This window comes from Klebsiella sp. CN_Kp091, from assembly GCF_040065095.1.
GTDB lineage: Bacteria > Pseudomonadota > Gammaproteobacteria > Enterobacterales > Enterobacteriaceae > Klebsiella > Klebsiella aerogenes.
Genome location: NZ_JBEAIO010000001.1, coordinates 117,587 through 141,063 on the forward strand (window position 1 = coordinate 117,587; position 23,477 = coordinate 141,063).

The following is a 23,477-nucleotide window of genomic DNA, read 5'->3' on the forward strand; positions in this document are numbered from 1 at the left end:
GAGAGGGCCGAGGTGAGGGCATCAGGCCGCACACATCGACAACACTTACATCTCGATCTCAATATCGCCTTTCGCCCGGCAGCAGCAGGGCAAAATTTCTCCCGGCTGGATAAACGCCAGCGGTTCTGTCAACCAGTCAACCTGGCCTGACACCAGACGCGTGCGGCAGGAACCGCAATAGCCTTCGCGGCACTGATACTCCACGTCGATGTTATGCGATTCAAGAGCGGCCAACAGGGAAGGATGTTCATCCTGACACTCAAGGCGAGTGTCAGAAATCCTCAAGAAAATCCGCTTCATTACAGCTGGAAGTTGCTCAGATCGTCGGCATCGACTTCAGAATCGATCTGGCCGACGAGATAAGAGCTGACTTCCACTTCCTGCGGCGCGACCTGAACGTTGTCGGAAACCAGCCAGGTGTTGATCCATGGGATCGGGTTGGAGCGGGTCTGGAACGGTAGATCGAGGCCCACCGCCTGCATGCGGATATTGGTGATGTACTCTACGTACTGGCAGAGAATATCTTTGTTCAGGCCGATCATCGAGCCGTCGCGGAAAAGATAGTCCGCCCACTCTTTTTCCTGCTGCGCCGCCAGTACAAACAGGTCATAGCACTCTTGTTTGCACTCTTCGGCGATTTCCGCCATTTCCGGATCGTCGCTGCCGGAGCGCAGCAGGTTCAGCATATGCTGAGTGCCGGTCAGGTGCAGCGCTTCATCTCGGGCGATCAGGCGAATAATTTTGGCGTTACCTTCCATCAGCTTGCGTTCGGCAAAGGCGAAGGAGCAGGCGAAGCTAACGTAGAAGCGGATCGCTTCCAGCGCGTTGACGCTCATCAGGCATAGATACAGTTTCTTTTTCAGCTCGCGCAGATTCACGGTCACGGTTTTGCCGTTGACGGTGTGAGTGCCTTCGCCCAGCAGATGCCAGTAGCTGGTCATTTCGATCAAAGAATCGTAATAGTGAGAGATGCCTTCCGCGCGTTTCTGGATCTGCTCATTGGTCACGATATCGTCGAACACCGTCGCCGGGTCGTTGACGATGTTGCGGATAATGTGGGTGTAGGAACGCGAGTGGATCGTCTCTGAAAAGGCCCAGGTTTCCACCCAGGTTTCCAGTTCCGGGATGGAAATCAGCGGCAGCAGCGCGACGTTCGGGCTACGGCCCTGGATGGAGTCGAGCAGCGTCTGATATTTCAGGTTGCTGATAAAAATATGCTTTTCATGTTCCGGCAGCGCCTGATAGTCGATGCGATCGCGCGAAACGTCGACTTCTTCCGGGCGCCAGAAGAAGGAGAGCTGCTTTTCAATCAGTTTTTCAAAGATGTCATATTTTTGCTGATCGTAGCGGGCCACGTTAACCGGCTGGCCAAAAAACATCGGCTCAAGCAGTTGATTGTTTTTCGTCTGTGAAAAAGTGGTGTATGCCATGAGTGGGTCCTGTTGAGATTGTATCGCCCGGCAACACTGCGTTTGCCGGGCCTACAAAACCGTAGGCCGGGTAAGCATCGCGCCACCCGGCAAAAATACCTTAGATCTTACATGCGCCGCTTTCGCAGCCGTCGTCCTGAATTGACGGCGCCAGGTCATCCTGGGCGTCTTCCGCGCCATCACGGGTGTTGTGATAGTACAGCGTTTTCACGCCGAATTTATAGGCGTTAAGCAGGTCTTTCAGCAACTGTTGCATCGGCACTTTTCCGGACGGGAAACGCGTCGGGTCGTAGTTGGTGTTGGCGGAAATCGACTGATCGATGAACTTCTGCATGATGCCGACCAGCTGCAGATAACCGTCGTTATTCGGCATTTCCCACAGCAGTTCGTAGGCGTTCTGCAGATTTTCGTAATCCGGAACGACCTGGCGCAGGATCCCGTCTTTCGACGCTTTGATGCTCACGTGGCCGCGCGGCGGTTCGATGCCGTTGGTGGCGTTGGAGATCTGCGAAGAGGTCTCAGACGGCATCAACGCGGAGAGCGTGGAGTTACGCAGACCGTGGGTTTTGATGGATTCACGCAGCTGCTCCCAGTCGAAATGCAGAGATTCGCTCACGATCGCATCCAGGTCTTTCTTGTAGGTATCGATCGGCAGAATACCCTGCGCGTAGGTAGTTTCATTGAACCACGGGCAGGCGCCTTGTTCGATAGCCAGTTCGTTGGAGGCCTTCAGCAGATAGTACTGAATGGCTTCGAACGTTTTGTGCGTCAGATTGTTGGCGCTGCCGTCGGAGTAGCGCTTGCCATGTTTCGCCAGATAGTAAGCGAAGTTGATAACGCCGATGCCCAGCGTACGGCGACCCATCGCGCCGCGTTTGGCCGCCGGGATTGGGTAATCCTGATAATCCAGCAGGGCATCCAGCGCGCGCACCGCCAGTACCGCCAGGTCTTCCAGCTCGTCGAGGCTATCGATGGCGCCAAGGTTGAATGCCGACAGCGTGCACAGCGCGATTTCGCCATTTTCGTCGTTCACATCGTCCAGCGGTTTGGTCGGCAAGGCGATTTCCAGGCACAGGTTAGACTGGCGCACCGGCGCGACAACCGGGTCGAACGGGCTGTGGGTGTTGCAGTGGTCAACGTTCTGGATATAGATACGGCCGGTAGACGCGCGTTCCTGCATCATCAGCGAGAACAGCTCAACGGCTTTAATACGCTGTTTGCGGATGCTGTCGTCTTTTTCGTATTTAGTGTACAGACGTTCGAACTCATCCTGATCGGCGAAGAACGCATCGTACAGGCCAGGAACGTCGGATGGGCTGAACAGGGTGATATCCTCGCCTTTCAGCAGGCGGGTGTACATCAGCTTGTTGATCTGCACGCCGTAGTCCATGTGGCGAACGCGGTTGGCGTCGGTGCCGCGGTTGTTTTTCAACACCAGCAGGCTTTCGACTTCCAGATGCCACATCGGATAGAAGAGGGTGGCCGCGCCGCCGCGAACGCCGCCCTGCGAGCAGGATTTCACCGCGGTCTGGAAGTGCTTATAGAACGGGATGCAGCCGGTGTGGAAGGCTTCGCCGCCGCGGATCGGGCTACCCAGCGCACGAATGCGGCCGGCGTTGATACCGATACCGGCGCGTTGGGAAACGTATTTCACAATCGCGCTGGAGGTAGCGTTGATCGAATCCAGGCTATCGCCGCACTCAATCAGCACGCAGGAGCTGAACTGACGAGTTGGGGTACGCACGCCGGACATGATCGGCGTCGGCAGCGAAATTTTAAAGGTGGACACCGCGTCATAGAAACGCTTGATGTAGTCCAGACGGGTCTCACGCGGATAGTTAGAGAACAGGCAAGCCGCGACCAGAATATAGAGGAACTGGGCGCTTTCATAGATTTCGCCGCTGACGCGGTTCTGCACCAGGTATTTACCTTCCAGCTGCTTAACGGCGGCATAGGAGAAGTTCATATCGCGCCAGTGGTCGATAAAACCGTCCATCTGCTGGAACTCTTCTTCCGTGTAGTCTTCCAGCAGATGATGATCGTATTTACCTTTTTCGACCATGTTTACCACATGGGTGTACAGCGCTGGTGGTTCAAACTGGCCAAACGCTTTCTTGCGCAGGTGGAAAATCGCCAGTCGCGCGGCGAGGTACTGGTAGTCCGGCGCATCGCGGGAGATCAGGTCCGCTGCGGCCTTAATAATAGTCTCGTGGATGTCGGCGGTTTTGATGCCGTCATAGAACTGAATATGTGAACGCAGTTCTACCTGAGAAATCGAAACGTTATTCAGTCCTTCTGCCGCCCAATCTAGTACGCGATGGATTTTGTCGAGATTGATACGCTCGGTGCTACCGTCGCGCTTTGTCACCAGCAGACTCTGATTCATGTGGTTTTTACCTGTCCGTGAGAAAAAATATCCCCCCATTTATCCACAGCAAGTCGTTGTGACTAACTCTGTGGATAAATACTATATGTAGGGGGTTGTCGATAAAAAGAACGCTATATGGTGAGTTATTTTAGTAAGGATTCTTTTGAGTACAAGGGTTGATTTTGACGTTAATTTGAGGTTGCGCAGGCGTAATAATCGCTAAGTCCACGCCGTATAAGGCCTGGAGAAGAAGTCAATAAAACAGAAAAAAAAATCAAAATTTGATCGAGTGCTGATTTCTTCGTCGGAAGGGAAAATTGCGCAGCTTGATGCCGCGCAATCATCATCATAAAAACGTATGACGTTATGCTTTTTTCGCCGTTGTATGCAACATATAGTTAACATCAACGCCCGGCGCCAGCTTGAAGGTATTGGTGAGCGGATTGTAATGCAGGCCGGTGATGTGCTGCTCTTTCAGAGAAGTCTGATCGATCCAGCCGATGAGCTCCGCCGGCTTGATAAACTTCTTCACGTCATGCGTACCTTTTGGCACCATTTTCATCACGTATTCCGCGCCGACCACGGCCATCAGCCAGGCTTTGCCGTTGCGGTTAATGGTCGAGAAGAAGACCTGCCCGCCGGGCTTCACCAGCCGCGCGCAGGCGTGCACCACCGACTGTGGGTCAGGGACGTGCTCGAGCATCTCCATACAGGTGACGACGTCGTACTGTTGGGCGTGCTTCGCCGCGTGCTCTTCGACGGTCTCCTGCACATACTCCACCTGAACGCCGCTCTCCAGCGCGTGTAGTTTTGCGACCTGCAGCGGCTCGAAGCCCATATCCAGACCGGTGACCGTCGCACCTTCGCGCGCCATGCTTTCGGCGAGGATGCCGCCCCCGCAGCCGACATCAAGCACTTTTTTGCCGAACAGGCCGCCGGAGCGTTCGGCAATATAGCCTAGGCGCAACGGGTTGATGCGATGCAGCGGTTTGAACTCGCCTTCTAAATCCCACCAGCGCGAGGCGACGGCTTCAAATTTGGCGATTTCATTGTGATCAACGTTGGGTGCCACCGACGGTTTTTCGGCATTCATGGGCGCTTTTACTCCTTTTCTGTTCTGACCTGCGAGTATATCAGCAGACTGCCACGAATAAACCGTATTGCTTTACCTCTATTACGACGGCTGTGTTATAATTTGCGACCTTTGAATCCGGGACACAGTAGAGGGATAGCGGTTAGATGAGCGACCTTGCGAGAGAAATTACACCGGTCAACATTGAGGAAGAGCTGAAAAGCTCGTATCTGGATTATGCGATGTCGGTCATTGTTGGCCGTGCGCTGCCGGATGTCCGAGATGGCCTGAAGCCGGTACACCGTCGCGTACTATACGCCATGAACGTATTGGGCAATGACTGGAACAAAGCCTATAAAAAATCAGCCCGTGTCGTTGGCGACGTAATCGGTAAATACCACCCGCATGGTGATACCGCCGTTTATGACACCATCGTACGTATGGCGCAGCCGTTCTCCTTGCGTTATATGCTGGTCGATGGCCAGGGTAACTTTGGTTCTGTCGATGGCGACTCCGCCGCGGCGATGCGTTATACGGAAATCCGTATGTCGAAGATCGCTCATGAGCTGATGGCCGATCTCGAAAAAGAGACGGTTGATTTCGTCGACAACTATGACGGCACGGAGAAAATCCCTGACGTCATGCCGACAAAAATCCCTAACCTGCTGGTGAACGGTTCTTCCGGTATCGCCGTAGGTATGGCGACCAACATTCCGCCGCATAACCTGACGGAAGTGATCAACGGCTGCCTGGCGTACGTTGATAACGAAGACATCAGCATTGAAGGGCTGATGGAACACATTCCGGGCCCGGACTTCCCGACCGCCGCTATCATTAACGGCCGTCGCGGTATTGAAGAGGCCTATCGTACCGGTCGCGGTAAAGTTTACATTCGCGCGCGCGCGGAAGTCGAAGCTGACGCGAAAACCGGTCGTGAAACCATCATCGTGCACGAAATTCCGTATCAGGTGAACAAAGCGCGCCTGATTGAGAAAATCGCCGAGCTGGTGAAAGAAAAACGCGTTGAAGGCATCAGCGCGCTGCGCGACGAGTCTGACAAAGACGGTATGCGTATCGTTATCGAAGTGAAACGCGACGCGGTGGGTGAAGTGGTTCTTAACAACCTCTACTCCCAGACCCAACTGCAGGTTTCTTTCGGTATCAACATGGTTGCGCTGCACCACGGTCAGCCGAAGATCATGAACCTGAAAGACATCATTGCGGCGTTTGTTCGTCACCGCCGCGAAGTTGTCACTCGTCGTACTATTTTCGAACTGCGTAAAGCGCGCGACCGTGCGCATATCCTTGAAGCGCTGGCGATTGCGCTGGCTAACATCGATCCGATCATTGAACTGATTCGCCGCGCGCCGACGCCGGCGGAAGCAAAAGCGGGTTTAATCGCGCGTTCATGGGATCTGGGCAATGTCTCCGCGATGCTGGAGCGCGCCGGCGATAACGCCGCACGTCCGGAATGGCTGGAGCCGGAGTTCGGCGTGCGTGACGGCCAGTACTATCTGACCGAACAGCAGGCCCAGGCGATTCTGGATCTGCGTCTGCAGAAACTGACCGGTCTGGAGCATGAAAAACTGCTCGACGAGTACAAAGAGCTGCTGGATCAGATCGCCGAGCTGCTGCACATCCTGGGCAGCGCCGATCGTCTGATGGAAGTTATTCGCGAAGAGCTGGAGCTGGTTAAAGAACAGTTTGGCGATGCGCGTCGTACCGAAATCACCGCCAACAGCGCTGATATCAATATCGAAGACCTGATTAACCAGGAAGATGTTGTCGTGACCCTGTCGCACCAGGGCTATGTGAAATATCAGCCGTTAACCGACTACGAAGCGCAGCGTCGTGGCGGTAAAGGTAAATCGGCAGCGCGTATTAAAGAAGAAGACTTTATCGACCGTCTGCTGGTGGCCAACACCCATGACACGATCCTCTGCTTCTCCAGCCGTGGTCGTCTGTACTGGATGAAAGTGTATCAGTTGCCGGAAGCCAGCCGCGGCGCGCGTGGTCGACCAATCGTCAACCTGCTGCCGCTGGAAGCTGACGAGCGTATCACCGCAATCCTGCCGGTTCGCGAGTACGAAGAGGGCGTTAACGTCTTTATGGCGACCGCCAGCGGTACCGTGAAGAAAACGGCATTGACCGAGTTCAGCCGTCCGCGTTCTGCCGGTATCATCGCCGTCAATCTGAACGAAGGGGACGAACTGATCGGCGTCGATCTGACTTCTGGTCAGGACGAAGTGATGCTGTTCTCCGCCGCCGGTAAAGTGGTACGCTTTAAAGAAGACGCCGTTCGCGCGATGGGTCGTACCGCAACCGGCGTACGCGGCATCAAGCTGGCGGGCGAAGATAGCGTGGTGTCGCTGATTATTCCTCGCGGCGAAGGCGCTATCCTGACCGTGACGCAAAACGGTTACGGCAAGCGTACTGCGGCAGCAGAGTATCCGACCAAGTCACGTGCGACGCAGGGCGTTATCTCTATTAAGGTCACCGAACGTAACGGTTCCGTGGTCGGCGCCGTGCAGGTCGATGATTGCGACCAGATCATGATGATCACCGATGCGGGCACCCTGGTGCGTACTCGCGTTTCTGAAGTGAGCATCGTGGGTCGTAATACTCAGGGCGTGATTCTGATCCGTACCGCGGAAGATGAAAATGTTGTTGGCCTGCAGCGCGTGGCTGAACCGGTTGACGACGAAGAACTGGATGCCATCGACGGCAGCGTAGCGGAAGGCGATGATGATATCGCGCCGGAAAACGATGCTGACGACGACATCGCCGAAGACGAAGAGTAATCGTCGCAGGTAAATGTTCTGAAAGGGCCGGGTATTATCCCGGCCCTTTTTGCATTAACATTGCGGCAGAGCCCATTTACCGCTACTTTAACCCCATTCTGTTGAGCCCCTGACGACCGAGCATTGCCCCATTGAAATATCTTGCCTCGTTTCATACGACCTTAAAGGTTTCTCGTTATCTGTTCAGAGCGCTGGCGGTTCTGCTATGGATGCTGATTGCTTTTGTCTCCGTGTTTTATATCGTTAACGCATTGCATGAACGGGAATCGGAAATTCGTCAGGAGCTGAATCTTAACGCCGACCAGGCGCAGCGCTATATCCAGCGGACTGCGGATGTTATTAAAGAGTTGAAGTACGTCGCAGGCAACCGCGCGGCGACCGGGAGTGAGGGCAGCGCGGCGCTTGCCAACAGCGGCAATATCACTATCCCCAATTTTGAACCGCTGTATCCGGATTCCGACTGCAGCGCAATGAGCGGCGCCTGGCGCAATTCGCTGCAATCGCTGGCGTGGTTCATGCGCTACTGGCGCGATAATTTCTCCGCCGCCTACGACCTGAACCGTATCTTTTTAATTGGCAGCGACAACCTCTGTATGGCTAACTTCGGCCTGCGCGATATGCCGCTGGAGCGCGATCAGGCGCTGAAGGTGCTGCATCAGCGTATCGAACAATATCGCGATGCGCCGCAAAACGAGCGCGGCAATAACCTGTTCTGGATTAGCCAGGGCGTGCGTCCGGGCGTCGGCTATTTCTATGCGCTGACGCCTATTTATATGGCCAACCGCCTGCAGGCGATGCTCGGCGTTGAGCAGACTATCCGCATGGAGAGCTTCTTTACGCCAGGCAGCCTGCCGATGAGCGTGACGATTCTCGATGATAACGGCCAGCAGCTCATTTCTCTTGCCGGGCCGGATAACAGCATTAAACCGGAAACCCGCTGGATGCAGGAGCGGATGTGGTTTGGCTATAGCTCTGGTTTCCGCGAACTGGTGCTGAAAAAGAGCCTGCTGCCGTCATCGCTGAGTATTGTCTATTCGGTTTCCGTCGATCAGGTGCTGGAGCGTATCAGGATGCTGATCCTCAACGCTATCGTATTGAATATCCTGACCGGCGCGATCCTGTTCGCGCTGGCGCGCATGTATGAACGGCGGATATTTATTCCGGCGGAAAACGACGCCCAGCGTCTGGAAGAGCATGAGCAGTTCAACCGTAAAATCGTCGCCTCCGCGCCGGTTGGGATCTGTATTCTGCGTACTCAGGACGGCACTAACATACTGAGTAACGAACTGGCGCATAACTATCTGAATATGCTGACTCACGAAGACCGCCAGCGGCTCACGCAGATTATCTGCGGCCAGCAGGTCAATTTCGTCGACGTGTTAACCAGCAACAACACCAACCTGCAGATTAGCTTTGTGCACTCGCGCTATCGTAATGAAAACGTAGCGATATGTGTGCTGGTGGATGTTTCCGCCCGTGTGAAAATGGAAGAGTCGCTGCAGGAGATGGCCCAGGCGGCGGAGCAGGCCAGCCAGTCGAAATCGATGTTCCTCGCCACCGTCAGCCACGAGCTGCGTACGCCGCTGTACGGCATTATTGGCAACCTCGATCTGCTGCAGACCAAAGCGTTGCCGAAAGGGGTCGATCGGCTGGTGACGGCGATGAATAACTCCTCCAGCCTGCTATTGAAGATTATCAGCGATATTCTCGACTTCTCGAAGATTGAGTCTGAGCAGCTCAAAATCGAGCCACGAGAGTTTTCGCCGCGCGAGGTTATGAATCATATTTCGGCGAACTATCTACCGCTGGTGGTGCGCAAGCAGCTTGGGCTGTACTGCTTCATCGAGCCGGATGTTCCGCAAACGATGATAGGCGACCCGATGCGCCTGCAGCAGGTCATCTCCAACCTGCTGAGTAACGCCATTAAATTTACCGATACCGGCTGTATCGTGTTACACGTCCAGCGCGCCGGCGACTATCTGCAAATTAGCGTACGTGACACCGGAGAGGGGATCCCGGCGAAAGAAGTTGTGCGCCTGTTCGACCCGTTCTTCCAGGTCGGTACCGGGGTACAGCGTAATTTCCAGGGCACCGGCTTGGGGCTGGCTATCTGTGAAAAACTTATCAGCATGATGGATGGCGACATTGCCGTGGAAACTGAACCCGGCATGGGAAGCCGTTTTACTATTCGTATTCCGCTATACGGCATGCAGCCGATGCCGCCGCTGCTGGCCGATCGGCACAGCAACAGCACCTGCTGGCTGGCGATTCATAACACGTCACTGGCGCTGTTTATCGAATCGCTGCTGCAATATCATGGCCTGACGGTACGGCAATTTGCTGGCCAGACACCGGCCGCCGACGATATTTTATTAACCGATGATGAACTCAGCGAGCGTTGGTCGGGAAGCGCAGCGGTGATCTTCTGCCGTCGCCATATCGGCATCCCCGTCGAGCGCGCGCCTGGGGAGTGGTTGCATAGCGTAACCACGCCGCATGAGCTCCTGCCGTTGCTGGGACGCCTGCTGCATCTGGCGCTGGCGGCGGAAGAGAATGGTCCGGCGCTGTCGGCCCACGACGCGCCAACGGTCAGCAATGACGACATGATGATTCTGGTGGTCGACGATCACCCGATTAACCGCCGCCTGTTGGCTGACCAGCTTGGCTCACTGGGTTATCAATGCGTGACGGCCAATGATGGCGTCGATGCGCTTAACGTCCTCAGTAAACAACATATTGATATTGTTCTCAGCGATGTGAACATGCCGAATATGGATGGTTACCGTCTGACGCAGCGGATCCGGCAACTGGAGATGACTCTGCCGGTCATTGGCGTGACGGCTAACGCACTGGCGGAAGAAAAGCAGCGCTGCCTGGAGTCGGGAATGGATAGTTGTCTGTCAAAACCGGTGACGCTGGATATCCTTAAGCACACGCTGGCCACCTATGCCGCACAGGTACGTAAGGCCAGAACAACAAGCTGAAGTCGCACTCCATGGCGTTGAGATCTCCCCGGAGCGCGATGCTTTCCGGGGTGGGGACATAAAGCTTCAGAATGGCCCGGAAACGGCGGCTTGCCGCCATCCGGGAAAAGTGAATTACTCTTTATCCGTTGAGGTGAGAGAGACGGAAGAGAGATAGTTCAGCAGCGCGATATCATTTTCGACGCCCAGCTTCATCATTGCCGATTTCTTCTGGCTACTGATGGTTTTGATGCTGCGGTTCAGTTTTTTGGCGATCTCGGTGACCAGGAAGCCTTCAGCGAACAAACGCAAAACTTCACTCTCTTTTGGCGACAGGCGTTTGTCGCCATAACCGCCGGCGCTGATTTTTTCCAGCAGGCGGGAGACGCTTTCCGGAGTAAACTTTTTGCCTTTCTGCAGCGCGGCCAGCGCTTTCGGCAGGTCGGTCGGGGCACCCTGTTTCAGCACGATCCCTTCAATGTCGAGATCCAGCACTGCGCTGAGAATAGCCGGGTTGTTGTTCATGGTCAGAACGATAATCGACAGCTCAGGGAAATGGCGTTTGATGTATTTGATCAGAGTGATCCCATCGCCATATTTGTCGCCAGGCATCGACAAGTCGGTAATCAGGACGTGCGCGTCAAGCTTAGGAAGATTGTTAATCAGAGCTGTGGAATCTTCAAATTCGCCAACAACATTCACCCACTCGATCTGCTCAAGTGACTTGCGAATGCCGAACAGTACGATCGGATGGTCATCGGCAATAATTACGTTCATATTGTTCATGTATTAGGCTACCTTGCTACAGCAAGCTCTTGACGTAACCGTCAATGTCGCTGATGTATTTTTCTATACCTTGGGCATCTCTTTCATGAATCAGATGCTCAAGCGCTTCACATAACTGCTTGCCGGGTATCAGATTAAGCATCGCAAACGCCCCTTTGAGGCGGTGAGCGGTCTGCGCCAGCGCAGCGAAATCGCTGATGGTGAATTCAGTATACAATCTCTGAACATCATCCGGAACAGTGTCGGCAAACAGCGCGTAATAACCGCTGGCATGGAGTTCAGCATTTCCTTCATTTCCAGTTGAGGAGGGCTGAATCTCTTCTTGCGCCAGCTGTTGCTCAATCAGCTGCAGGATAGCTTCCTGCATGGCAGTGCTGATATTAAAATTGACGCTCAACTGACCTGGGCCAATTTTGCGTATCCCAACCTCATCATCGCTTAAAAGCAAGCCTGAAGCAGTAAGATTAGACGGATTATCAGTTAAAAAGAGATCGTACTCTTGACTTGCGAGTCTTTCGTCCGGGGTGATGCAACTTGCGCCCCAGCTCTCTAACTGGCGCGTCACGATGCGGCGTACTTCATTGGCGGTAATGTCAATCATCACGACCACATCGTCCAGCAGGTGTTCGCCGGAGTCGCTCTCTTCCTCGCTTGCCGCCATTTTAAGGTGTAGCGAGTAGCGGGTGCCGAGCGATTCCCGCGCCTTAATATTAAGCTGCCCGCCAAGCTTGCGGGTTAAACGGTCGCATAACCAGAAGGTAAGGGCATTGGCCTTGCCGTACTGGTCGGCTTGCGTCTCGTTAAGGAACGGGAAGTGCATATTATCGATTTCATTAGCGCTCACGCCGTTGCCGGTATCAAGGATACGGAAGGTCAGACGATCGTCGGCCGATTCATCTTTGCTCACCTCAAGCGTAACTTTTCCTATTTGCGTCGTGGTAATAGCGTATTGGATCAGCAGTAACAGCGTACGACGCAGCGCATCGCGGTCGCCATAGCGCTGTTCGTTAGCAGGCAGCGCGTTATTGATTAACAGCTGAAGTCCTTTGCGTTTGATCATCGGCAGAACTTCAGGAACCACTTCATCTATTAAGCCCTGGATCGAGAACAAACCGGGAGTGGTTTTCCAGGCGTCGCTTTCCAGTAAGTTCGCCAACTGAATCTCATCGATAAGATGAACCAGTTCATCGGCATGCTGCGCCAGTTTGCGACTTTCATGAATGCCAATTGCCGCCGCTTCCTGCGCCAGAGTCTGCGCGGGGTCTTTGAGCGCGGCGCCAATATTTTGCATAAAAGCGATGCGCCCCTGCTGATTTTTTTCATACAGCCGCTGGGCTTGCTTAAGCTTTTTATTCACCAGTACTTCTCTATCCTGATCGCGAATAATCAGGATCTGCGTACGAGGAGCAACCTGGCTTCGGTACTGGCGGATTTCATAAAGTTCATTATTGATCGTCGCCTGAATGACCCCTTGATGCTGATCGGCCATGTTGGTGATGTTCTGCAGGTTCAGATGAGGCAACAGATGATCGGCGATTGGGTTGCTGATAATAGTGCGATTGGCTTCCTGATCGTGCACCAACAGGCCCAGCGGCAGCAAAGAGACAATCTCTTCATTAATTGCGCGCTGAGCGCGAAGTTCGCTGTTGGCGGCGGTGGGTGCCGCGCTAACGCTGCCGGGGCTACGGCGACCGCTATAGTTGCGGAAAGTAGTAAAGCCAAACAGGGTTAATGCCAGCAGACCAATGGTGAGCAGCAGCGGCAGTAAAATATTCTGCAGCGATTCCATCAGCAAAGTGCTGAACGGCACGACCCACACCAGCCGCATGCCGGTAGTATTAATGGCGGTGGTTATCTCAATTCGTAGGCCATTGAAGCTGACGCTAACGTTATCAACGGCTTCTTTATCAGGGCTGTTGGCGGCATTCTGCGCCGGATCTGCCTCCAGACGGAAGCTGTCCAGCGACATGCTCGGCGGGATGAGGTCGTTAATCGGTAAATCGAAAGCCACCACCGTTGCCAGGTGGCCCGGTTGGTTAAAGGTGGTACGCAGAGTGAAGTAGTGGCCATTTTGCCAGGTCAAATGGCGCAGCGAAGAAAAGGTTTCACGCTCATCCAGCGTATTTGCCTGCAGCAGCATTTCGGCGCGGCGGGATTCCACGACGCTGCTTATCGTCGATTCTTTAAAACTCGAAGACAGATCTTTCAGCGGCAGGGTAGAGACCAGAATCAGGCTGTTATCCAGCCCGTTGAGGTAGTACATCGACCAGGGGATGGTTTCTGCGCCCCATAGAATATCGAGATAGTTAGAAATCTTCTGCGTCATCTCAAGCGTCGAGCTGTCATGAGATCCGAAAATCAGCGCTTCGGTTTTGCGTCGAGGCTTTTCCAGATAGTAGACGTCCTGCTTCAGTCGGGTTTCCTGTAGCCCATCGCTTGAGGTACTGGAGCTGGTGGCGGCGATATTGTCGTAAATCTGCCAGGTGGCGTAACGCCAGGTATCGATGCGTTTATGCAATGCGTGGCTGATATCAACCACCTGGTAACTTCTGTCTTTTAGCCACGTATTGACCGAGCTTTGGATCATCACGCCCATCGTCGCGAGCAAGACGATAACCATCAAAATGAAGAACCGGGTGATGTTGCCTGGGATCAGGGAGAATTTTTTTTGGGTCATCGCGTAGCAGAGCTGCTCAGTAGTGTTTGTAAACAAGATGTTGCGCCATAGTGACGGGCAGCACAACGAATACTGGCTGGAAGTATAAAGGCTAAAACGGGAAATCCATACAACAGATTGACGCTGAGGGATCTTTTAATGCTGAGATTTGTCTCAAAACCATAGCGACGACGAATATGTACAGTGGAATTGATCTTGTACAATTAACCGGCATTTGTTGCAGATAAATAGCACGAAAAAACAAGAAATTGGCGAAATAGGCTGACTTTCATTCGGAATTGATTGATTAATAGTCGTTATTTTTTTCTGCGTTAGCACAGCCTAATTAAAGATACGTAAAGAAGGGTAAAAAAAACCGGATGCGAGGCATCCGGTTGAAATAGGGGTAAACAGACATTCAGAACTGAATGACGGTAATAAATAAAGTTAATGATGATAGCGAGGATTATTTTAGTCCTCGGAGAAGATTTTGTTTTACCATTCAGTGCTATACATTTACCCGCTTTCAATGATTTGATTTTAAAGATAAATATTATTTTTTTGATTTTTGATGCTTATTTTGACGACCATTATCGTGTCTGAAAAGTTCCTTTGGATTTACAAATTGAAACATCTTGTGCGCATTTTGAAACACCTTAGAAGTTTTCGTATCATATTCTTGTTGGATTATTCTGCATTTTGCAGCACAATGAATACAGCCGACTGATTAGAAGGGTAATCAGTAAGCAGTGGCAATAATAAAAGGCATATAACAAACAGAGGGTTAATAACATGAAAGTTAAAGTACTGTCCCTCCTGGTACCAGCACTGCTGGTAGCGGGCGCAGCAAATGCGGCTGAAATTTATAACAAAGACGGCAACAAATTAGACCTGTACGGTAAAATTGATGGTCTGCACTACTTCTCTGACGACAAGAGCGTAGACGGCGACCAGACCTACATGCGTATCGGCGTGAAAGGCGAAACCCAGATCAACGACCAGCTGACCGGTTACGGCCAGTGGGAATACAACGTTCAGGCGAACAACACCGAAAGCTCCAGCGATCAGGCGTGGACTCGTCTGGCATTCGCTGGTCTGAAATTCGGCGACGCGGGTTCTTTCGACTACGGTCGTAACTACGGCGTTGTTTACGACGTAACTTCCTGGACCGACGTTCTGCCGGAATTCGGCGGCGACACCTACGGTTCCGACAACTTCCTGCAGTCCCGTGCTAACGGCGTTGCTACCTACCGTAACTCTGACTTCTTCGGTCTGGTTGACGGCCTGAACTTTGCTCTGCAGTACCAGGGTAAAAATGGCAGCGTAAGCGGCGAAGATCAGACCAACAATGGTCGCGGCTTCCAGAAACAGAACGGCGAAGGCTTCGGCACCTCCGTGACTTATGACATCTGGGACGGCATCAGCGCTGGTTTCGCGTACTCCAGCTCTAAACGTACCGATGAGCAGAACAGTGCTAGCACTCGTTATCTTGACTCCAACGGTTTTTCCCGTCGCGTACTGGGTGAAGGCGATCACGCTGAAACTTACACCGGTGGTCTGAAATACGACGCTAACAACATCTACCTGGCGACTCAGTACACCCAGACCTACAACGCAACCCGCACCGGTAACATCGGTTTTGCTAACAAAGCGCAGAACTTCGAAGTGGTTGCTCAGTACCAGTTCGACTTCGGTCTGCGTCCGTCCGTGGCTTACCTGCAGTCTAAAGGTAAAGACATGGGCCGTTACGGCGACCAGGACATCCTGAAATATGTTGACCTGGGTGCGACCTACTACTTCAACAAAAACATGTCCACCTACGTTGATTACAAAATCAACCTGCTGGACGACAACCAGTTCACTAAAGATGCAAGCATCTCTACTGACAACGTTGTGGCTCTGGGCCTGGTTTACCAGTTCTAAGCAAGCTGAAGTGTTGAAAAAGGCGCCTGCGGGCGCCTTTTTTTATGCCCGGTTTAACCTCGCTGGTATACTCTGGCTGCCTTTGTAACAGGAGCCCGTTTTCATGGATACCATCTTTTTCCGCGCCGCCTTTTTCGGCCTTTGCGTTCTGCTTACCGGCTGTGATTCCGCGACCTCCCCGGCCACGCCAAAATCCGCCGCCACCGTGCTCGATGGCAAAACGATGGGGACCTATTGGCGCGTTAGCGTCGTTGGGCTGGATCCGGCGAAAGCCGAAGATTTACGCCATAAAGTTCAGACGCAGCTCGATGGCGACGATCTGCTGCTTTCGACCTGGAAAAACGACTCCGCGCTGATGCGCTTCAATCATGCCGCCACTACCGAACCGTGGCCGGTGAACGAAGCGATGGCGGATATCGTCACTCTGTCGCTGCGTATTGGCGCAAAAACCGCCGGAGCGATGGATGTTACCGTCGGGCCGCTGGTCAACCTATGGGGATTTGGCCCGGATAAGCAGCCGGTAAAAACGCCGACGGAGCAGCAAATCGCGGCGGCAAAAGCGCGTACCGGGCTGCAGCATCTGACGGTGATTAACCGCGCCGACCAACAGTATCTGCAAAAAGATATTGCGGATTTGTTTGTCGATCTTTCCACCGTCGGCGAGGGCTACGCGGCCGATCATCTGGCTCGCCTGATGGAGCAGGAAGGAATTGCCCGTTATCTGGTGTCGGTTGGCGGCGCATTGGTCAGCCGTGGGATGAACGGCGACGATAAACCCTGGCGAGTGGCGATTCAAAAACCGACCGACCGTGAAAACGCCGTCCAGGCGATAGTCGATATCAACGGCCACGGCATCAGCACCTCCGGCAGCTATCGCAACTACTACGAGCTGGACGGCAAACGTATTTCTCACGTTATCGATCCGCAAACCGGGCACCCCATCAACCATAAGCTGGTTTCGGTGACGGTGATTGCGCCGACCGCGCTGGAAGCCGACGGCTGGGATACCGGGCTGATGGTATTAGGGCCGGAAAAAGCGCAACAGGTGGCACACGAGCAGGGGCTGGCGGTCTATATGATTGTCAAAGAGGGCGACGGCTTTAAGACCTGGATGTCGCCGCAGTTCCGCACCTTCCTGGTCGGCGAGCAGAATTAAAAAGCAAGAAGCGCAGTTTTTTAGAGCGGAGCAAGGCGCAAAGTAGGGATACACTTACAGCAGGAGCCCGCTATGAAACCGATGATTGCCGATATGACTAACGATGACCGCCGCTGGCAGGCGGTCTGCGAACGTGACGCCAGCGCCGACGGGCAGTTTGTCTTCGCCGTGTTGACCACCGGCGTCTGCTGCCGTCCCTCGTGCCGTTCACGGCGCGCGCTACGGGAGAATGTCCGCTTTTATGCTGATGTCGAAGCCGCAAAGGCCGCCGGATATCGCCCCTGTAAACGGTGTCGGCCGGATAATCTCGACCCCGACCAACAGCGGGTCGAGAAGGTGGCCGCCGCCTGTCGTCTGCTGGAACAAGAGGCGCCAATCACCCTTGAGGCGCTGGCGCAGCAGCTGGCGGTCAGCCCGTTTCACTTCCATCGTATTTTTAAATCCGTCACCGGGCTCACGCCCAAGGCCTGGCAGCAGGCCTGGCGCGCGCGGCGCCTACGCGAAGCATTAAGCCACGGCGAGAATGTCACCCGCGCGGCATTAGCCGCCGGCTTCCCTGATTCGGCCAGCTATTATCGCCAGGCAAACGAGACGCTGGGCATGACCGCCCGCCAGTTTAAACGCGGCGGCGAAGATGTGGCGATTAGCTGGGTTTGCAGCGATAGCGCCTCTGGCCGGTGCCTGGTGGCGTTCAGCGAACGTGGCGTATGCGCCGTGTTGCTGGGCGATGACGATAAGGCGTTATATGCGCAGCTGGCGAGCTTGTTTCCCGGCGCCCAATTACAGCCGGGTGATGATACGTTTACCGAACGCGTGGCGCAGGTGGTTGCCCATCTGGATAATCCGCAGCAGGCGGTGAATTTGCCGCTGGATATTCGCGGTACCGCTTTCCAGCAACGGGTGTGGCAAGCCTTGCGCCAGATCCCGGCAGGCGAAACCCGCAGCTACCGCGAGGTGGCTCACAGCATTGGTCAACCGCGCGCGGTCAGAGCGGTTGCCGGGGCCTGCGCTGCCAATAAGCTGGCGATAGTTATTCCTTGCCATCGGGTGGTGCGTGAGGGCGGGGCGCTTTCCGGCTATCGTTGGGGAAGCGAACGCAAAGCGCTGCTGCTGGCGCGCGAAGCAAAAATACGGGAGAAATAATGCTCGATCTGTTTGCCGATACACCGCCCTGGCAGGAGCCGCTGGCCCCCGGGGCGATGATATTACGCCGTTTCGCCGTGCAGCGCGCGCCGGCGCTGCTGCAGGCCATCGCCGGAGTGGCCAGCGCTTCTCCGTTCCGCCAGATGGTGACCCCCGGTGGTTATACCATGTCGGTGGCTATGACCAACTGTGGCCAACTCGGCTGGACGACCGATATGCACGGCTATCTCTATGCGCCGGGCGATCCGTTGACCGGCGAGCATTGGCCGCCGATGCCATTGGTTTTTCAGCAACTGGCGGCGGAGGCGGCGCAGGAGGCGGGTTATGCGCATTTTTCCCCGGATGCCTGTCTGATTAACCGCTACCAACCGGGCGCGAAGCTGTCGCTGCATCAGGATAAAGATGAGCATGATTTGCGCGCGCCTATCGTTTCAGTGTCGCTGGGTCTGCCGGCGGTGTTTCAATTTGGCGGGCTTAAACGTAACGATCCGCTGCGCCGGCTGCTGCTGGAGCATGGCGATGTGGTGGTGTGGGGCGGCGAATCACGGCTCTTCTATCACGGCATCCAGCCGCTTAAACCGGGGGAGCATCCGCTGACCGGCGCCTGTCGTTACAACCTCACGTTTCGTCTCGCGGGTCACCGGCAAAAACAAAAATAAGAATTATTCTTGCTGTCGTCGGTAAGCCGTTTAAACTGCTGGCTGTTTGCTTGTCCGGATCGTAGCTTATGGAATTACTTGTTCTTGTTTGGCGCCAGTACCGCTGGCCGTTCATTGCCGTCATGGCGCTGAGTTTGCTCAGCGCGGCGCTGGGTATCGGGCTTATCGCCTTTATTAACCTACGTCTGATTTCCCTTGTTGATACCTCGCTCACCGTGCTGCCGGAGTTTCTCGGTCTGCTGCTGCTGTTGATGGCGGTCACGCTCGGCTCGCAGCTGGCGTTAACCACGCTTGGCCACCACTTCGTCTATCGCCTGCGCGGCGAATTTATTAAACGTATTCTCGACACCCAAATCGAAAAGATCGAAAAAATCGGCAGCGCTTCTCTGCTGGCGGGCTTAACCAGTGACGTGCGTAACATCACCATCGCCTTTGTGCGCCTGCCTGAGCTGGTGCAGGGGATTATCTTGACCTTCGGGTCCGCCGCCTACCTGGCGTTTCTGTCAGGAAAAATGATGCTGGTGACCGCGGTCTGGATGGCGGTCACTATCTGGGGCGGCTTTGTGCTGGTGGCGCGCGTCTATAAGCATATGGCGACCCTGCGCGAGACCGAAGATAAGCTGTATCATGATTACCAGACGGTGCTGGAAGGGCGCAAAGAGCTGACGCTGAACCGCGAACGCGCCGAATATGTTTTTAATCAGCTGTATCTGCCGGATGCCCGCGACTATCGCCACCACATCATTCGTGCCGATACCTTCCACCTGAGCGCGGTGAACTGGTCGAATATCATGATGCTTGGCGCCATCGGTCTGGTGTTCTGGATGGCTAATGGCCTCGGGTGGGCCAATACCGCGGTGGCGGCGACCTATTCTCTGACGCTGCTATTTCTGCGTACGCCGCTGCTGTCGGCGGTGGGGGCGCTGCCAACCTTGCTCAGCGCCCAGGTGGCATTCAATAAACTGCATCAGTTCGCGCTGGCGCCTTATCGCGCCGGTTTCCCCGAGCCGCAGGCGCATCCGCACTGGCAGACCCTGGAGCTGCGCGATGTGTCGTTCCATTATCCTGATAACAGTTTTGCCGTCGGGCCGATTAATCTGACTCTCAAACGCGGCGAACTGGTGTTTCTGATTGGCGGCAATGGTAGCGGCAAGTCGACGCTGGCGATGTTGCTGACCGGGCTGTATCAACCGTTCTCCGGGCAGATCCTGCTCGATGGTCAACCGCTGGCGGCGGAAAAACCAGAAGATTACCGCAAGCTATTCTCGGCGGTATTTACCGATGTCTGGCTATTTGATCGTCTTTTGGGGCCAAAAGGCGAACGCGCCGATCCGGCGCTGGTCGCGAAGTGGCTGGCGTATCTGAAGATGGACCACAAGCTGCAGCTGGAAGAGGGGAAAATCCTCGATCTGAAGCTGTCTAAAGGGCAGAAAAAGCGCGTGGCGCTGCTGCTGGCGCTGGCCGAAGAGCGCGATATCATTTTGCTCGATGAATGGGCAGCGGATCAGGATCCGCATTTCCGCCGCGAGTTTTATCAGGTGTTACTGCCGCTGATGCAGCAAATGGGAAAAACCGTGTTTGCCATCAGCCACGATGACCACTATTTCCAGCATGCCGATCGCCTGCTGGAGATGCGCAGCGGCAAGCTTAGCGAGCTCACCGGCGTTGAGCGCGAACTGGCGACCCGCGACGCGGTCGCGCGTACCGCCTAACGCTTTTGCTGATTACCCGATCCGGGCTTTCTCGCCCGATCGGGCCATATTGCTGGTTTTTGCGGCAGATAAATTGCTGGCGGTTATTATTTCTCCCTCCTCGCGCTATGCTTATGGCTGCGGCCATGCAGGTCGACTTCTATTCTCACAAGGATTGCCTGAGCGATGTCCGTTTTGCATAAAAAAAGCGCCCGATTACGCGATGAAGAACGCGCCCGCCTGATTTGGCTATTGAGCACTGATAAAGCCGTCACCTCCGCGCTGCTGGGGAAACTCACCCTCGCGGAGCGCTATGATGAAGGGACGCTGGCCGATGACCTGGCGGAAGTGGAAGTGCTGGTGTCGCATCTGCCGCCGCCGGACCTCGCCGATGCCCTGGAAGCGCTGCCCTATGACGCGCGTACCGCGCTGTGGGGGTTGGTTGCCGATGATAAGCGCGGCGAAGTGCTGCTGGAGGCGTCAGAGAGCGTATGGGGCGATCTCATCGATAAGATGAGCGACCACGACCTGATATTTGCCCTGCAATCGCTGGATATTGATGAACAGGTTTACCTGTTGCAGCACCTGCCGCGCGACTTAACCGGCCGCCTGCTGGCGACGCTGCCGCCGGATAAACGCGCGCGCATTCGTCAGATGATGCGCTACGCCGATAACACCGTCGGCGCGATCATGGAGTTTGAGGTGATTACCGTTCGCCCGGAAGCCACTCTGGCGGCGGTACAGCGCTATCTGCGCCGTCTGGGCAAAATGCCGGAAAACACCGACAAACTGTTCGTCACCACCCGTAATAAACTGCTGCTCGGCGAGCTGGAGCTGCAGACTATTCTGCTCAATGATGCGCAAAAACGCGTTGGCGAAGTGATGGAAGGCGATCCGGTGACTTTCCAGCCGCAGGAAGAGGCGGAAAAAGTGGCGCGTACCTTCGAACGTGATGACTTACTGAGTGCTGCGGTGATTGATGCCGACGGCAAGCTGATGGGGCGTTTGACCATCGATGAAATCGTCGATGTGGTGTACGAAGAGACCGATAATGACCTGCGCCGGATGGGCGGTCTGAGCGAAGATGATGATGTTTTTGCGCCGGTGAGCAAAGCGGTGAAAACCCGCTGGGCGTGGCTGGCGGTGAACCTCTGTACGGCGTTTATCGCTTCCCGGGTGATCGATGGCTTTGAACATACGATTTCGCAGCTAGTGGCTCTGGCCTCGCTGATGCCGATCGTCGCCGGGATAGGCGGGAATACCGGCAATCAGACGATCACCATGATCGTCCGCGCGATGGCGCTGCAGCAGATCCAGCCGGGAAGTTTTACCTTCCTCATCCTGCGCGAGATGGGCGTCGCGCTGATTAATGGCCTGGTATGGGGCGGGATAATGGGCGCTATCACCTGGTGGCTGTATGATGACCCGCAGCTTGGCGGGGTGATGACGTTGGCGATGATGCTCAACCTGCTGATGGCGGCGATGATGGGGGTTATCATCCCGATGGTGATGGTCAAGCTGGGGCGCGATCCGGCGGTCGGCTCCAGCGTGATGATCACCGCGATTACCGATACCGGCGGCTTCTTTATTTTCCTTGGTCTGGCGACGCTGTTTCTGATGTAAGCTGCGCTTTTACGCGCAGGCGGCGAGGGATGAGCGCCATCGCGATAAGCCCCGCCAGTACGCCGATCGCCAGATTACTGGTAGTGACCGTCACGATGACGGTTACCGCCATGACCACCGTTTCCGGCCACGGATTGCCCGCCAGCGCGGTTGGGCGAATGCTCTGCCAGCTGAAGGTTTTCACCGCCACGATCACCATGACCCCGGCCAGCACCGCCATTGGAATTTTGGCCATCACCTGGCTTAGCACCGTCACCAGAAGCAGCAGTACCAGACCGGCCACTATTGTCGATAGGCGGCTACGCGCCTTGCCCATTTCCACGTTAACGATAGTCTGGCCGATCATCGCGCATCCGGCGATGCCGCCATAGCAGCCCGCGAGGATATTGGCGATCCCCAGTCCTGCGCTCTCACGCGACTTATTTGACGGCGTATGGGTGAGATCGTCCACCAGCTTTGCCGTCAGCAGCGATTCCATCAGGCCGACAAAGGCGATACTCAGGGCGCAGGGCCAGATAATTTTTAAGGTGCTTAAATCCAGCGGCACCGCCAGCGCGTTGAAGCCCGGCAGACCGCCGCCCATAGCGCCTTCATCACCCACGGTTGGCAGGAACTGTCCGCTGGTGACGGTATAAGCGGTAAGGAGGACGATAGCGATAAGCGGCGCCGGCACGGCTTTGATAAAACGCGGCGCCCACAGCACGATGAGTAGCGTCAGAACGAACAGGCCGACGATGAGCGGCTGCCTGCTCCAGAAATGAGGTACCTGGGCGAAAAAAATAAGAATGCCGAGCGCATTAACAAAACCGGTCATCACCGCTGGCGGGATAAAGCGCATCAACCGCGCCATACCGCAGACCCCAAACAAAATTTGAATAATACCAGCCAGAATGACAGCAGGCAGAATATACCCTACGCCATGCTGATGTACCATCGGGCCAATCACCAGGGCGACAGAACCTGCCGCCGCCGTCACCATCGCGGGGCGCCCGCCAAGAACCGACATCGCCAGACAGAGCACCACCGAAGCAATCAGGCTGACCTGCGGGTCAACGCCGGCAATGACCGAAAATGAAATGACTTCAGGAATTAACGCCAGGGCAGTCAGCACGCCAGCAAGGGTCTCACGTGTTATCAACGCCGGAGAGAGTGTGCGGGAAGTTGAGGGCATAAAAGTTCGCGGATGATAAAAAATTTGAATTGAGA

At 54.9% G+C, this 23,477-nt stretch carries 15 protein-coding genes; 8 read left to right on the forward strand and 7 right to left on the reverse strand.

Annotation, left to right across the window (positions count from 1 at the left end):
- Positions 1 to 45: 45 nt before the first annotated feature.
- The 4 genes from yfaE to ubiG form a co-directional block, all read right to left on the reverse strand.
- Positions 46 to 300: a class I ribonucleotide reductase maintenance protein YfaE gene (gene yfaE, locus ABLV17_RS00590; RefSeq protein WP_015365617.1), complete on the reverse strand. Its 255-nt coding sequence runs from the start codon at positions 298 to 300 to the stop codon at positions 46 to 48.
- Complete coding sequence (gene nrdB, locus ABLV17_RS00595) at positions 300 to 1,430, reverse strand: class Ia ribonucleoside-diphosphate reductase subunit beta (RefSeq protein WP_015365618.1); 1,131 nt, start codon at positions 1,428 to 1,430, stop codon at positions 300 to 302. The genes yfaE and nrdB overlap by 1 nt, the downstream gene beginning before the upstream one ends.
- 100 nt (positions 1,431 to 1,530) lie before the next feature.
- Complete coding sequence (gene nrdA, locus ABLV17_RS00600; RefSeq protein ID WP_015365619.1) at positions 1,531 to 3,816, reverse strand: class 1a ribonucleoside-diphosphate reductase subunit alpha; 2,286 nt, start codon at positions 3,814 to 3,816, stop codon at positions 1,531 to 1,533.
- 346 nt (positions 3,817 to 4,162) lie between these two features.
- Positions 4,163 to 4,891, reverse strand: coding sequence for a bifunctional 2-polyprenyl-6-hydroxyphenol methylase/3-demethylubiquinol 3-O-methyltransferase UbiG (ubiG, locus tag ABLV17_RS00605; RefSeq protein ID WP_045391407.1), 729 nt, complete (start codon positions 4,889 to 4,891; stop codon positions 4,163 to 4,165).
- Between the two features lie 146 nt (positions 4,892 to 5,037).
- Between ubiG and gyrA the strand changes: the two genes are divergently transcribed.
- The gene (gyrA, locus tag ABLV17_RS00610; RefSeq protein WP_045391405.1) at positions 5,038 to 7,671 is read left to right on the forward strand and encodes a DNA topoisomerase (ATP-hydrolyzing) subunit A; all 2,634 of its coding nucleotides are present in this window, start codon (positions 5,038 to 5,040) and stop codon (positions 7,669 to 7,671) included.
- Between the two features lie 131 nt (positions 7,672 to 7,802).
- Positions 7,803 to 10,655: a two-component system sensor histidine kinase RcsC gene (gene rcsC / locus ABLV17_RS00615; RefSeq protein WP_271031718.1), complete on the forward strand. Its 2,853-nt coding sequence runs from the start codon at positions 7,803 to 7,805 to the stop codon at positions 10,653 to 10,655.
- Positions 10,656 to 10,769: 114 nt separating this feature from the next.
- Here rcsC and rcsB read toward each other — a convergent pair whose 3' ends face one another.
- Together rcsB and rcsD are read right to left on the reverse strand one after the other, a co-directional pair.
- Entirely contained in the window at positions 10,770 to 11,420 is a 651-nt protein-coding gene (gene rcsB / locus ABLV17_RS00620) for a response regulator transcription factor RcsB (RefSeq protein WP_015365624.1), read from the reverse strand.
- Between the two features lie 16 nt (positions 11,421 to 11,436).
- Positions 11,437 to 14,097: a phosphotransferase RcsD gene (rcsD, locus tag ABLV17_RS00625; RefSeq protein ID WP_087860128.1), complete on the reverse strand. Its 2,661-nt coding sequence runs from the start codon at positions 14,095 to 14,097 to the stop codon at positions 11,437 to 11,439.
- 771 nt (positions 14,098 to 14,868) lie between these two features.
- Here rcsD and ABLV17_RS00630 point away from each other — a divergent pair.
- From ABLV17_RS00630 to mgtE, 6 genes are all read left to right on the forward strand, one after another.
- On the forward strand, positions 14,869 to 15,999 hold the full coding sequence (locus ABLV17_RS00630) for a porin OmpC (protein ID WP_087860130.1): 1,131 nt from the start codon (positions 14,869 to 14,871) through the stop codon (positions 15,997 to 15,999).
- Positions 16,000 to 16,102: 103 nt separating this feature from the next.
- Positions 16,103 to 17,155: an FAD:protein FMN transferase ApbE gene (gene apbE, locus ABLV17_RS00635; protein WP_087860131.1), complete on the forward strand. Its 1,053-nt coding sequence runs from the start codon at positions 16,103 to 16,105 to the stop codon at positions 17,153 to 17,155.
- A gap of 72 nt (positions 17,156 to 17,227) precedes the next feature.
- Entirely contained in the window at positions 17,228 to 18,298 is a 1,071-nt protein-coding gene (gene ada, locus ABLV17_RS00640) for a bifunctional DNA-binding transcriptional regulator/O6-methylguanine-DNA methyltransferase Ada (RefSeq protein ID WP_087860132.1), read from the forward strand.
- A complete protein-coding gene (alkB, locus tag ABLV17_RS00645) occupies positions 18,298 to 18,957 on the forward strand; it encodes a DNA oxidative demethylase AlkB (RefSeq protein WP_087860133.1) in 660 nt (219 codons plus the stop codon). Before ada ends, alkB begins: the two co-directional genes overlap by 1 nt.
- 68 nt (positions 18,958 to 19,025) lie before the next feature.
- Entirely contained in the window at positions 19,026 to 20,669 is a 1,644-nt protein-coding gene (locus ABLV17_RS00650; RefSeq protein WP_087860134.1) for a multidrug ABC transporter permease/ATP-binding protein, read from the forward strand.
- Between the two features lie 165 nt (positions 20,670 to 20,834).
- Positions 20,835 to 22,271, forward strand: a complete 1,437-nt coding sequence (gene mgtE, locus ABLV17_RS00655) for a magnesium transporter (RefSeq protein ID WP_015706137.1) — start codon at positions 20,835 to 20,837, stop codon at positions 22,269 to 22,271.
- On the opposite strand, the gene ABLV17_RS00660 is transcribed toward mgtE, so the two are convergent.
- Positions 22,234 to 23,442 (reverse strand): SulP family inorganic anion transporter, encoded by a 1,209-nt coding sequence (locus ABLV17_RS00660; protein WP_271031716.1) that lies wholly within the window; start codon positions 23,440 to 23,442, stop codon positions 22,234 to 22,236. The two genes, mgtE and ABLV17_RS00660, sit on opposite strands and share 38 nt — an antisense overlap.
- Positions 23,443 to 23,477 lie beyond the last annotated feature (35 nt).

What these genes read in the sequence shown, in the direction of transcription:
- yfaE (WP_015365617.1), bottom strand. Translation starts at nt 300, where the DNA reads ATGAAGCGGATTTTCTTGAGGATTTCTGACACTCGCCTTGAGTGTCAG.
- nrdB (WP_015365618.1), bottom strand. Translation starts at nt 1,430, where the DNA reads ATGGCATACACCACTTTTTCACAGACGAAAAACAATCAACTGCTTGAG.
- nrdA (WP_015365619.1), bottom strand. Translation starts at nt 3,816, where the DNA reads ATGAATCAGAGTCTGCTGGTGACAAAGCGCGACGGTAGCACCGAGCGT.
- ubiG (WP_045391407.1), bottom strand. Translation starts at nt 4,891, where the DNA reads ATGAATGCCGAAAAACCGTCGGTGGCACCCAACGTTGATCACAATGAA.
- gyrA (WP_045391405.1), top strand. Translation starts at nt 5,038, where the DNA reads ATGAGCGACCTTGCGAGAGAAATTACACCGGTCAACATTGAGGAAGAG.
- rcsB (WP_015365624.1), bottom strand. Translation starts at nt 11,420, where the DNA reads ATGAACAATATGAACGTAATTATTGCCGATGACCATCCGATCGTACTG.
- rcsD (WP_087860128.1), bottom strand. Translation starts at nt 14,097, where the DNA reads ATGACCCAAAAAAAATTCTCCCTGATCCCAGGCAACATCACCCGGTTC.
- ABLV17_RS00630 (WP_087860130.1), top strand. Translation starts at nt 14,869, where the DNA reads ATGAAAGTTAAAGTACTGTCCCTCCTGGTACCAGCACTGCTGGTAGCG.
- apbE (WP_087860131.1), top strand. Translation starts at nt 16,103, where the DNA reads ATGGATACCATCTTTTTCCGCGCCGCCTTTTTCGGCCTTTGCGTTCTG.
- ada (WP_087860132.1), top strand. Translation starts at nt 17,228, where the DNA reads ATGAAACCGATGATTGCCGATATGACTAACGATGACCGCCGCTGGCAG.
- alkB (WP_087860133.1), top strand. Translation starts at nt 18,298, where the DNA reads ATGCTCGATCTGTTTGCCGATACACCGCCCTGGCAGGAGCCGCTGGCC.
- ABLV17_RS00650 (WP_087860134.1), top strand. Translation starts at nt 19,026, where the DNA reads ATGGAATTACTTGTTCTTGTTTGGCGCCAGTACCGCTGGCCGTTCATT.
- mgtE (WP_015706137.1), top strand. Translation starts at nt 20,835, where the DNA reads ATGTCCGTTTTGCATAAAAAAAGCGCCCGATTACGCGATGAAGAACGC.
- ABLV17_RS00660 (WP_271031716.1), bottom strand. Translation starts at nt 23,442, where the DNA reads ATGCCCTCAACTTCCCGCACACTCTCTCCGGCGTTGATAACACGTGAG.